Annotated in this window: 12 protein-coding genes; 5 read left to right on the top strand and 7 right to left on the bottom strand. The window is 75.6% G+C overall.

The window, feature by feature from the left end; genetic code table 11:
• Nucleotides 1-153: 153 nt before the first annotated feature.
• From ACZ34W_RS36005 to ACZ34W_RS35995, 3 genes are all read right to left on the bottom strand, one after another.
• The gene (locus tag ACZ34W_RS36005; RefSeq protein ID WP_329491235.1) at nt 154-516 is read right to left on the bottom strand and encodes a hypothetical protein; all 363 of its coding nucleotides are present in this window, start codon (nt 514-516) and stop codon (nt 154-156) included.
• A gap of 203 nt (nt 517-719) precedes the next feature.
• Nucleotides 720-1,616, bottom strand: a complete 897-nt coding sequence (ypfJ, locus tag ACZ34W_RS36000) for a KPN_02809 family neutral zinc metallopeptidase (protein ID WP_396487626.1) — start codon at nt 1,614-1,616, stop codon at nt 720-722.
• A 144-nt stretch (nt 1,617-1,760) separates the two neighbouring features.
• On the bottom strand, nt 1,761-2,741 hold the full coding sequence (locus tag ACZ34W_RS35995) for an EamA family transporter (protein ID WP_465610325.1): 981 nt from the start codon (nt 2,739-2,741) through the stop codon (nt 1,761-1,763).
• A gap of 47 nt (nt 2,742-2,788) precedes the next feature.
• Here ACZ34W_RS35995 and ACZ34W_RS35990 point away from each other — a divergent pair, with 47 nt between their 5' ends.
• Nucleotides 2,789-3,337: a MarR family winged helix-turn-helix transcriptional regulator gene (locus ACZ34W_RS35990; protein WP_465610323.1), complete on the top strand. Its 549-nt coding sequence runs from the start codon at nt 2,789-2,791 to the stop codon at nt 3,335-3,337.
• Nucleotides 3,338-3,436: 99 nt separating this feature from the next.
• Here ACZ34W_RS35990 and ACZ34W_RS35985 read toward each other — a convergent pair whose 3' ends face one another.
• Nucleotides 3,437-3,979, bottom strand: coding sequence for an AAA family ATPase (locus ACZ34W_RS35985; protein WP_465610321.1), 543 nt, complete (start codon nt 3,977-3,979; stop codon nt 3,437-3,439).
• Nucleotides 3,980-4,110: 131 nt separating this feature from the next.
• On the opposite strand from ACZ34W_RS35985, the gene ACZ34W_RS35980 reads away from it, so the two are divergent.
• On the top strand, nt 4,111-4,767 hold the full coding sequence (locus ACZ34W_RS35980) for an AAA family ATPase (RefSeq protein WP_465610319.1): 657 nt from the start codon (nt 4,111-4,113) through the stop codon (nt 4,765-4,767).
• On the opposite strand, the gene ACZ34W_RS35975 is transcribed toward ACZ34W_RS35980, so the two are convergent.
• Complete coding sequence (locus ACZ34W_RS35975) at nt 4,728-5,147, bottom strand: winged helix-turn-helix transcriptional regulator (protein WP_465610317.1); 420 nt, start codon at nt 5,145-5,147, stop codon at nt 4,728-4,730. The two genes, ACZ34W_RS35980 and ACZ34W_RS35975, sit on opposite strands and share 40 nt — an antisense overlap.
• A 141-nt stretch (nt 5,148-5,288) precedes the next feature.
• Here ACZ34W_RS35975 and ACZ34W_RS35970 point away from each other — a divergent pair, with 141 nt between their 5' ends.
• A complete protein-coding gene (locus tag ACZ34W_RS35970) occupies nt 5,289-6,224 on the top strand; it encodes an NADP-dependent oxidoreductase (RefSeq protein ID WP_465610315.1) in 936 nt (311 codons plus the stop codon).
• A gap of 276 nt (nt 6,225-6,500) precedes the next feature.
• On the opposite strand, the gene ACZ34W_RS35965 is transcribed toward ACZ34W_RS35970, so the two are convergent.
• Both ACZ34W_RS35965 and ACZ34W_RS35960 read right to left on the bottom strand, forming a co-directional pair.
• Nucleotides 6,501-6,764 carry a hypothetical protein gene (locus tag ACZ34W_RS35965; RefSeq protein ID WP_465610313.1) on the bottom strand — a complete coding sequence of 88 codons (264 nt, stop codon included), beginning with the start codon at nt 6,762-6,764 and terminating at the stop codon, nt 6,501-6,503.
• Between the two features lie 20 nt (nt 6,765-6,784).
• Nucleotides 6,785-7,165 (bottom strand): hypothetical protein, encoded by a 381-nt coding sequence (locus ACZ34W_RS35960; RefSeq protein ID WP_465610311.1) that lies wholly within the window; start codon nt 7,163-7,165, stop codon nt 6,785-6,787.
• A 420-nt stretch (nt 7,166-7,585) separates the two neighbouring features.
• On the opposite strand from ACZ34W_RS35960, the gene ACZ34W_RS35955 reads away from it, so the two are divergent.
• Both ACZ34W_RS35955 and ACZ34W_RS35950 read left to right on the top strand, forming a co-directional pair.
• Nucleotides 7,586-8,254 carry a hypothetical protein gene (locus ACZ34W_RS35955; protein ID WP_329491225.1) on the top strand — a complete coding sequence of 223 codons (669 nt, stop codon included), beginning with the start codon at nt 7,586-7,588 and terminating at the stop codon, nt 8,252-8,254.
• A 284-nt stretch (nt 8,255-8,538) separates the two neighbouring features.
• Nucleotides 8,539-10,107: an outer membrane protein assembly factor BamB family protein gene (locus ACZ34W_RS35950; RefSeq protein ID WP_465610309.1), complete on the top strand. Its 1,569-nt coding sequence runs from the start codon at nt 8,539-8,541 to the stop codon at nt 10,105-10,107.
• The last annotated feature ends 86 nt before the right edge of the window (nt 10,108-10,193 follow it).

Genomic DNA, 10,193 nt, shown 5'->3' with positions numbered 1-10,193 from the left:
CCCCCCCTCCCCCCCCCCCCCCCCCCCCCCCCCCCCGGGGGGGGGGGGGGGCGCGGGGGGGGGGGGGGGGCCCCCGCCCGGCGGGGGGGGGGGGGGCGCCCCCCGGCCCCGCCCCCCACCACCGCATCCTCGGCGGATCGGAGCCGGCGGAGCTCAGGGGCGGTCGAGGGTGATGGAGTTGACCGGGCCCAGGTCGGCCCAGACGCCGTTCTGGGCGGCCATGTCGTAGTTGCAGTTGGTGCCGTTGTAACCGAGGCACAGGCGGGCGTGGGCGCCACCGGTCTGGTTGTTGAGGACCCAGTGCCAGCCCGTCTTGTTGCTCAGGTTGTGGGCTCCGTAGCTGTAGAAGACATCGGTCGGCGGGGTGGAGGTGGGGGCGCCCTCCCCGTAGATGCAGACCGCTCCGGACGGGCAGCCGTCCCAGCTGCCGGCGGCCTGGGCGCCGGTGGCACCCAGGGTGGTGACGGCGGCGGTCGCCAGGGCGAGCGCGGCGGCGGCGTGCAGGATCCTGCGCATGTGGTTCTCCCTCTGGGGTCGCGGGGCCGGCGGTGAGTGATCCGGCCACTGATCAGCAGCGTAGGAGCGGTGCGGCGGCAACGGTCCCTGACGGATGACAGGGTGTGGCGGGCGGCGGGGCGCGCGGGACGACACGCACCGAGCAGCTTCGGACCAGCCCCGATACCGATACCGGTACCGGTCGGCGTGAAGTCCGAACAGGGTCAGCGCGGGGTCGCGAAGGTGTCGCAGTCGCTCATCGAGCCCGTACGGTAGCCGGCGGTGAACCAGGCCTGGCGCTGCGCCGAGGAGCCGTGCGTCCAGACCTCCGGGTCGATCCGGCCGGTCGCCTGCTTCTGGATCCGGTCGTCGCCGACGGCGGCCGCGGCGTCCAGACCCTGGGCGATGTCCTGGTCGGTGAGGGTGCTGATCAGCGGCCGGCCGGTGGAGGCCTGCGGGGTGGTGGTGGCGTGGTGCGCCCAGACCCCCGCGTAGCAGTCCGCCTGGAGTTCGAGCTTCACCGAGGCGCTGTTTTGGCCCTGCCGGTCCCCGCCGACCCGCTGGGTCGTGCCGGTGAGGTTCTGGATGTGGTGCCCGTACTCATGGGCCACCACGTACGCCTCGGCGAAGGGGCCGCCGCGGGCGCCGAAGCGGGTGGAGAGCTCGTCGAAGAAGCCGAGGTCGAAGTAGGCCTGACGATCGCCCGGACAGTAGAACGGGCCGACGGCGGACGTCGCCGCGCCACAGGCGGTGGAGACGCGGTCGGTGAACAGGACCGTCTCGGCGGGGCGGTAGGGCGTGCCGTGCCGGGGCAGTTCGCCCCGCCAGTACTCCTGGAGGCTGTTGGTGACGGCGACGATCCGGCAGTCCTGACGGCGGTTCGCGTCCGCGCCGCTCCGGCAGACCTGCTGCACCTCGCCGGCGGTACTGGGGCGCGCGTCCGCACCGGGTCCGCCTCCCTCGGAGAGACCGAGCAGGCTCGGGTCGACCCCGAAGAGCACCGCGACCAGCGCGATCAGCAGGCCCGCCGCGCCACCGCCGATGGCGACCCGGCCACCCGGGCGGCCGCGCCGGTCGTCCACCTGCGAGGTGTCGAGGTCCCCCTGCTCGTCGAACTGCATGTCCCTCCGTCCGTCGCACCCGCCGTGACCCGGGTGCGGCCGCCCGGCCACGGTAGCCCGCCGGACCACCCCGGGCGGGGCAGGACGCGCAGGTCAGAACGGGTCTGCCGCACCCGGCCGCCGGGGTGAACCAGCTGAGCCGGCTCACCCACGTCGCCGGGCCCGGAACGCCCCGCCCGCCCCGCGCCCCGCACCCCGGCAGGCCCCACCCTCGACCGTCTCGACCGTCTCGACCCCCTCCACCGGCGCCCCCGGCCGCGGGCGTTCCGCACGCCGCCCCGCCGCACGCGGCCGCCCGAGCAGCACACCCACCAGCACCAGCAGCAACCCGCCCGCCTGGACCGGCCCCAGTTCCTCTCCCGCCACCGCCGTACCGAGCAGGACACCGGTGATCGGGTTGAGCAGGCCGACCTGGCCGACCGTCCCGGCCGGCAGGCGCCGCAGACCGGCGAACCACGCGACGAACGCCAGCGCCGTGGCCAGCACGGCGACGTACCCGAACGCCAGCAGCTCCGCCAGGGCGGGCACCGGCGGCGCCCCCTCGGCAACCGCGGCCACCGGGAGCAGGACGAGGCCGCCCGCGATCAGCTGCCAGGAGGTCGAGGCCAGGACGTCCGCACCGTCGCGCCAACGGCCGGCGAGGACGTATCCGAAGGAGGAGACCAGCATGGCGGCCATCGAGGCGGCCAACCCGGCCGGGCTCACCGCACCCGCCCGGCCGAGCACCATCAGCCCGACCCCGCCCAGCCCCACCAGCGCGCCGACCAGGTGCGCGCGGGCCGGCCGCTCGGCCACCAGGGCCCAGGCGATCAGCATCATCGCCAGCGGGGAGGCCGCCATGACGGTCGAGGCGACGCTGGTGGCGAGCAGTTGCGAGGCGACGTAGAGCAGGACGAAGAAGACTCCTGTGGTGAGCAGTCCGAGCACCGCCGAGCGCCACCACCAGGCCCCGCGCGGCAACCGCCGGGCGAGGGCGAGCAGGATCAGGCCGGCCGGCAGGGCCCGCAGGGCGGCACCCCAGAGCGGGCGGTCCGCCGGGAGGAACTCGCGGGTGACGTAGTAGTTGGTACCCCAGGCGACCGGCGCGACGGCGGTCACCAGGATCCACCGAATATTCGCTTCCATGGAAGCAATATTAACTTCCCAGGAAGCTATCCCGCTAGGATGGCGCCATGGAACAGCAGCGCGACCCGCTCGGACCACCGCCCGGAGCCCCGGACCACGTGGCCGCCATCCAGGCCGAATGGCGGCGGGAGCGGCCCGACCTCGATGTCTCGCCGCAGGCGGTGATCGGCCGGCTGCACCGCCTCGCCGCCCGCCTCACCGACGAGCTCGGCCTGGTGTACGCCCGCTACGGCCTCGGCGAGGGCGAGTTCGACGTGCTCGCCGCGCTGCGCCGCGCCGGCACCCCCTTCGAACGGGCCCCCGGCGTACTCGCCGCCCACACGATGGTCACCACCGGCGCCATGACGAAGCGGATCGACCGCCTGGAGCGGGCCGGGCTGGTCACCCGCCGTCGCAGCGACGAGGACGGGCGCGGGCGCGTCGTCGCACTCACCCCGGCCGGCCGGCGATTGATCGACGAGGCGTTCACCGCCCACATGCGCAACGAGCACCGCCTGCTGGAGCTGCTCACTCCCCAGGAGGCCACGGCCCTGGAGGGCCTGCTGACCAGCTGGCAGTACCGCCTGGACCACCCCCCGAAGTCCACCGAGGCGTGACGAGGATCCGCCCGCCCTCCCCGGGAAGCCCCGACGGGCCAGAACTCCGACGGCCCACGGCTCGGCAGCTGAGGAATCAGCAGCTCAGGAATCGGCAGCTCAGGGCTCGCCGGCTCCGGACGCCGGCGGCGTCAGACCGGCGTCCGCCAGGATCCGCGCCACGGTCTGCTCCAGGGTGCTGTCCTCGCCGACGACCCGCTCCGCACCACCGGGCAGCAGATCGCCCCCGACGTACCAGCCGGTCATCTCCTCGGAGCCGAACTCGGCGGCCTGCGGCCGCAGCGAGTGCCGGCGCAGAGTCTCCGCCAGGTCGACGTCGAGGTAGTACAGCAGGGTGCGGCCGCGGTGGTCCGCGGCCAGCCGCCCGAGCATCGGGCCGTACCGCGCGGCGGTCAGGATGCCTTCGACGACGACGTGGAAGCCGTGGTCGAGGGCGTAGCGGGCGACGGTGTCGATCAGGCCGATCGAGGCGCAACCGTCCGTGTCCCGCTCCTGCAGCACGGTCCGGCGCAGGTTCTCCTGGCCGACCAGCGCGAGCCTCCCCCGCCCGCACCGGGCCCGCAGCGCGGCCGCGATGCTCGACTTGCCGGATCCGCTGTTGCCCCGCAGGACGATCAGCACGGTGTGCTCACTGCCTGTCATCCACCCCACGCTAGTGGACGCCGCCCGAGCCCGCCGGGCACCGCCGCCATGCGGCCGGGCCGGCCCGCCGCCGCACCGGCCCGGTGGAATGCGGGTGATCCCGCCCCTCGGCCCGCGATACGGTCCGCCGCATGACGACCTTGTGGTGGGACATCGTGCTGATCGGCGGAGCCTCGGGCATCGGGAAGAGCCGGGCAGCCGCGCGACTGGCCCGGGAGACGGGCGCGTTCGTGGTGGAGTTCGACGACGTGGTCAGCGCCGTCCAGGAGATCACCACAGCCGCCCAGCACCCGGGGCTGCACCACTTCGACAGCCCTGACCCTGCCGAACCCCGCACAGCGGAGCAGGAGTTGGAGCTGCAGATCGCGACCGCCGGGGCGCTGGAGCCCGCCGTCCTCGGTGTCGTCCGCAACCGCCTGACGGTGGACGTGCCCGCCGTCGTCGAGGGCGACTACCTCACCCCGGCCGCCGCCGCCCGGGCCGTCGAGGCGGGGCGGGCGGCCGGGCGCCGCGTCCGGGCGGTGTTCCTGCACGAGCCGGACGCGGCCCGGATCACCGCCAACTACGCCGCCCGCGAGCCCGGGTGCGGCCCGCAGGTGCGGCGGGCCGAGGTCGGCGCCCGGTACTCGCACTGGCTCGCCGAGCAGGCGGACCGGTACGGCCTCCCGGTGGTCGACTGCCGCCCCTGGGACACTCTCGCGGTCCGCCTCGACGAGGCGCTCCGCCCGCCCTCGGGCCGGCCGGGCCCTCAGCCCCCCGCGCCGCGTCCGTCCGGCCGGGTGTCGTAGGCGTCCCGGGCGGCGAGCACCTCGGGCATGTTCTCCTCCGCCCAGGCCTTGATCGCCCGCACCACCGGCAGCAGTCCGGTCCCCAGCGGCGTCAGCGCGTAGTCGACCCGGGCGGGCACCGAGGGCGTGACGGTGCGGGTGAGCAGGCCGTCCCGCTCCAGGGCGCGCAGGGTCTGGGTGAGCATCTTCTCGCTGACCCCGGCCAGTCGGCGGCGCAGCTCGCTGTACCGCTGCGGGCCGTCGGCCAGCGCGTTGACGAGGAGGCTGACCCACTTGTCGCCGATCCGGTCGAGCAGTTGCCGCGCCGGGCACTGCGCGAGGTAGGCGTCGAAGCTCGCGCGCTCGGCCGAGCGGCGCTGGGCGGCGGTCATGGTGGCCATGGGCTTCCCTCCCCGTACGGTACGCACTTCGCGGTGCGTGCTTCCGACCGGAGAGCAACTCTCCCTAGCGTGGGTGCCGTTGGCAAGTCCGATCGCCCCGGGACCGCCGGGTCCCGCCGTCCCCTCCCCGAGGAGTGCCCCGTGCGCGCCGTCGTCGTCCGCAGCCATGCCGGTCCGGAAGCCCTGGAGCTGGTCGAGGTGCCCGTCCCCGAGGCCGGCCCTGGCCAGGTGCGGGTCCGGGTGTCCGCCGCCGGGGTCAATCCGGTGGACGCCGTGACCCGCTCCGGGGCCCTGGTGGCGGCGGGGCTGATGGCACCGCGCGAGGTGACCGGGCTGGGCTGGGACGTGGCGGGCACGGTCGACCGGGTGGGCCCGGGAGTGTCCGGCTTCGGCCCGGGCGACCCGGTGATCGGTCTGCGCGACCGTCTGGACGTCCCGCTCGGCACCTACGCCGAGTACGTGGTGCTGGACGCCTCGGCGCTCGCCCCGGCCCCGGCGGGGGTGCCGGCGGTCGAGGCGGCGACGCTGCCGTTGAACGGACTGACCGCCGACCAGGCACTGGACCTGCTCGGCCTCCCGGCCGGCGCCTCGCTGCTGGTGACCGGCGCGGCCGGCGCGGTGGGCGGCTTCGCCGTCGAACTCGCCGCCCTGCGCGGCCTGCGGGTCGTGGCCCTGGCCGGTGCGGCGGACGAGGCGCTGGTCCGGGGTCTGGGGGCCGAGTGGTTCGTGCCGCGCGGTACCGCCGATCCGGCCGCCGCCGTCCGGGCGCTCGTCCCGGGCGGGGTGGACGGCGCCCTGGACGCCGCCCTGCTCGGGGTGGTCGCACTCGGCGCCGTCCGCAACCGGGGCAGCTTCGTCACCGTGTCCGGGGGCGCGCCCCAGGGCCTGCGCGGCATCCGGGTCGCCACCGTCTGGATCGCCGCCGACGGCCCGGCGCTCGCCGAGCTGTCCGCCCTCGCCGCCGCGGGCCGGCTCACCCTCCGGGTCGCCGCCACCCACCCGCTGGCCCGGGCCGCCGACGCCCACCGCCGACTGGCCGACGGCGGCCTGCGCGGCCGGCTCGTCCTGGTCCCCTGACCACCGCCGGCGCGAGAACGGAGCGACCTCGGCCCGCTTTACCACCGCACCGACGGTGCCATCAGCCCTTGCACCGGTCTCGCCGACACCACCGGCCGCATCACCGCCTTCCAGGCCGGCCCCTACACCGTCCCCGCCAGCGCCGGCTGGGACTGAACGCCATCCAGCTGCCGTGGCCCCGGTCCCCGTCCCGCCCCCGGCGTGACGGGACGAGGGCCGGCGAGCAGCGGGTCGCCGGCCCTCGTGCCGGGCGTCTGCGTGCGGACGACGGCGGAACTACCCGCGTGAGGCGTGCCGTTGGCGGAGCCAGGCGAGGGCACCGATCAGGCCGACCGCGCCGCCGGCGCAGAGTTTGACGGCGCCCTTGGCAAGCAGCCAGCCGATCCCGGGGGCGGTCCAGCCCAGCCAGTGGAGGACGGCCAGCAGGACCGCCACCGCCCCCAGCGCCGCCAGGACGGTCACCGCCACCGCCGCCCCGGTGGAGAGTTCGGTCTCCCCGTCCGTGGTCGCCCGTATCTCGTTCGTGCCCCCGTCATCCATGGAAGCGATCATAATCCGGCTCAGCGCGGGGCGTGGTGGGTGTCGCCGCTGTGCTCGCCGGTCTCGTGGTCGGGGAAGCTCACGGCCAGCGTGACGCGGCACTCGTAGACGTCGTCGCGGTGCCCGGGCACCCGTGCCCAGGCCAGCGAGTGCACCTCCGCCTCGGGTGCCTGGCGGCACCACGCGGCCGCCTCCTCCAGTGCCCGGGCCGCCGAACGGCCGGTGCACACCACGGCGGTGTACGCCGCGACGGCGACGTCACCGCCGCTGCGCCCCGCCCGCGAGACCGCCCGGACGGCGGCGGCGGCATGGGTCAGGTCACGGGCCAGGTCGTCCACGACCCGGGGCGGCGCCGGGAGGACCGGCCCCTCCGCCACGGTCTCCGGCAGGTTCGTGCTCACCGTCTGGGCCTCCATCCGCCTGGTCTCGGGATCCGCCGATTGCGGGATCCGCCTGGTCACCGGCCCAAGGATGCCGGGCCGCCATTCCTGGCATGACCACTTTCACCAGAACATCACCCGTCCGGGGAGCTGAGGAAGGAGAGCTCGACACCGACCGCCCGGTACTGGTAAAGGACTTGCGTCGCATCGGTCCTGGTCAGACCCTCCCGTCCCGGGCGCCGCCGGGAGCCCGGCCGCACGTGCGCGTACCACCCCCGCACCCCGGACCGCCGGTCCGACCGCCGGACGCGCCGGGTCGGGCTCGTGACGCAGCTGTGCAACTCCCGTTTCCGGAACGGGAAATACCGGACCGGTCCGGCCACTAGGATCCCTGGAGCACCACAGTCCGCCGCACCGGCGGGCGCCGGACGAGGGGGTCCCATGCAGCTCAAATCAGCGGTCCGGTACGGGCGTCGGCAGCTCTGGCTGCCCGCGTTGGCCCTCGCGGGCGTCGCCGTGGCCGGCTGCTCGTCCTCCGGCGGGGCGACGGCCGCGCCCCCGCCCACCACACCCGCCGCGGCCGCGACGACGCCCGGCGCGGCCGCGCCCACGGCGGCGACGACACCCGGATCCAGCGCCTCCGCGCCCGCCCCCGCGAGCACCGGAGCACCCACCGCCGCGCCCGCCGGGCGTCCGGCGGACGCCTGCACGCTGCTGCAGTCCCCCCAGGTCGTCGCGGCGGTGGGCACCTCGGGCCCGTTCCGCGGCACCCACCCCGACCCGGCGAGCGACGGCAGCCCGGTCTGGGGCTGCACCTGGGGCTCGCCCGACTCCTACGCCTCGATCCGCGAGACCACCCCGACCGCCCTGGCCTCGGCCAAGGCGGACGGCCAACTGCAGGTCACCACCCTGCCGGGGGTCGGCCAGGAGGCGGTACTGACCCAACGTAAGGACGGCACCCACCCGAGGGCCCTCTTCGTGGCCGGCGGACGCGTCTACGCCGTCGAGGTGGTGAAGGACCGCGGCCCGGGCGACGGCGTCAACGCCCCGGCGGAGGCGCTCGCCGAGAGCGGGCTGGCGATGGTGCTGGCCAAGTCGCTCGGCGGCTGAGCCCACGGCGAACCGGCGGCCCCCGAACTGGCAGATGCCGCCCGGCGGCCCCGAACCGGCCGCCGAGGGGACGCCGGGCGGCGCAGCCGGTTCCCTCCGGGGCGTGAACGGCGCCGGGCGGGGGCCTGCGGGCGGATGCGGGTACGGCACGGGCGTTCACAGAATGACGCCACCGTGCCGTACCCGGTACTCCCCCGAAAGCCAAGGCGGACCGCATGAGCCGACTCCACCCGTCCCCGCCCCCGGGCCGCCCGCGCGACACCCCTCCGGGGGGCCGAACGCCGGTGTCACACGCCGCCACCGCCCTGCTGGGCGGCCTGGCGCTGCTCGCCCCGGCCCTGGCCGGTTCGCTGGTTACCCCGATACCCGCGCACGCCGACAACCCCACCGTCTCGGTGAACAGCCTGCGCACCGGCTGGGACGCGGCCGAGCCGGGCCTGGGCCCGGCGCAGGTCTCCGGCTCGGACTTCGGCCGGCGCTGGTCCACCGCCGTCGACGGCGCCGTCCTCGCCCAGCCCCTGGTCGCCGGTTCGACCGTGGTGGTCGCCACCGAGACGAACCACGTCTACGGCATCGGCGCGACCGACGGCCGGATCCTGTGGCAGCGCGCGCTCGGCACACCGGTCCCGTCGTCCACCGCCTGCCTCTCTCCCGGCACCGGCATCACCTCGACGCCCGTGTACGACAAGTCGACCGGCACGGTGTACCTGGTGGCGAAGTCCACCGAGGGGGGCGCCCACTTCTCGGTGCACGCGCTGGACGTCGCCTCGGGCGCCGAGCGCGGCGACTGGCCGGTCACCGTCCAGGGCTCGCCGGTGAACAGCCCCGGGGTCCCGTTCAACCCGGGCACCTCGGCGCAGCGCGCCGGACTCCTGCTGCTGGACGGGGCGGTCTACTTCGGCTTCGCCTCGGACTGCGGCGTCGGGACGTACGTCGGCCACGTCGCGGGAGTCCACACCGGGACCCGCAAGCTGACGCTCTGGTCCACCCAGTCCGGCTCGGCCTCGCAGAACGCGGGCGTCTGGATGAGCGGCGGCGGCCTGGTCTCGGACGGCGCCGGGAGGATCCTCCTCGCCACCGGCAACGGCGCGGGCACGGGCTCCTCCCCGCCGAAGGGCCCCGGCGACAAGCCGCAGGGCCACTTCGCCGAGTCCGTCGTGCGGCTGGGCGTGAACGCCGACGGCAGCCTCACCCCGAAGGACTTCTTCAGCCCGACCGACAACCGGGACATGGACCACGGCGACGTGGACCTCGGCTCCGGCGGGCCGGCCGCCCTGCCGTCCGGCTTCGGCACGACCGCCCACCCGCACCTGCTGGTGCAGGTCGGCAAGGACGGCCGGATCTTCCTGCTGGACCGTGACCGGCTGGGCGGCATGGGCCAGGGCCCGAACGGCACCGACGCCGCGGTCGGCACGACCGGCCCCTTCAAGGGCGTCTGGGGCCACCCGGGGGTTTGGGGCGGGGACGGCGGCTATGTCTACCTGGTCGAGAACTACGGCTCGCTGCGCGCGCTCAAGTACTCGGTGAACAGCGCCGGGAGCCCCCAGCTGACCAGCGCGGGCACCAGCGCCGAGGGCTTCGGCTACGCGTCCGGCTCCCCCGTGGTCACCTCCGACGGGACGGCCTCCGGTTCGGCTCTCGTCTGGACCGTCTACTCCGGCAGCGGTCCGGGCGGCCAGAACGGCGAGCTGCGGGTGTACGACCCGCTGCCGGTCAACGGCGCGCTCAAGCTGCGCCGCAGCTTCGCGCTCGGCACGGTGAGCAGGTTCGCCGTGCCCGCCACGGACGGCGGGCGGGTGTTCGTGGGCACCAAGGACGGCCACCTGGTCGCCTTCGGCCGCGCCGCCGCCTGACACGGTTCCCACCCGGGGCGCCGCCCACGGATGCCGCTCCGGCCCGACCGCGCCGCCTCCCGACCGCGCCGCCTCCCGACCGCGCT

The sequence above is a fragment of the Kitasatospora sp. NPDC022856 genome (assembly GCF_055561235.1).
This window is presented reverse-complemented; position numbering and strand designations above follow the sequence as displayed.

What these genes read in the sequence shown, in the direction of transcription:
- ACZ34W_RS36005 (WP_329491235.1), bottom strand. Translation starts at nt 516, where the DNA reads ATGCGCAGGATCCTGCACGCCGCCGCCGCGCTCGCCCTGGCGACCGCC.
- ACZ34W_RS35965 (WP_465610313.1), bottom strand. Translation starts at nt 6,764, where the DNA reads ATGGATGACGGGGGCACGAACGAGATACGGGCGACCACGGACGGGGAG.
- ACZ34W_RS35975 (WP_465610317.1), bottom strand. Translation starts at nt 5,147, where the DNA reads ATGGCCACCATGACCGCCGCCCAGCGCCGCTCGGCCGAGCGCGCGAGC.
- ACZ34W_RS35990 (WP_465610323.1), top strand. Translation starts at nt 2,789, where the DNA reads ATGGAACAGCAGCGCGACCCGCTCGGACCACCGCCCGGAGCCCCGGAC.
- ACZ34W_RS35985 (WP_465610321.1), bottom strand. Translation starts at nt 3,979, where the DNA reads ATGACAGGCAGTGAGCACACCGTGCTGATCGTCCTGCGGGGCAACAGC.
- ACZ34W_RS35955 (WP_329491225.1), top strand. Translation starts at nt 7,586, where the DNA reads ATGCAGCTCAAATCAGCGGTCCGGTACGGGCGTCGGCAGCTCTGGCTG.
- ACZ34W_RS35980 (WP_465610319.1), top strand. Translation starts at nt 4,111, where the DNA reads ATGACGACCTTGTGGTGGGACATCGTGCTGATCGGCGGAGCCTCGGGC.
- ACZ34W_RS35995 (WP_465610325.1), bottom strand. Translation starts at nt 2,741, where the DNA reads ATGGAAGCGAATATTCGGTGGATCCTGGTGACCGCCGTCGCGCCGGTC.
- ypfJ (WP_396487626.1), bottom strand. Translation starts at nt 1,616, where the DNA reads ATGCAGTTCGACGAGCAGGGGGACCTCGACACCTCGCAGGTGGACGAC.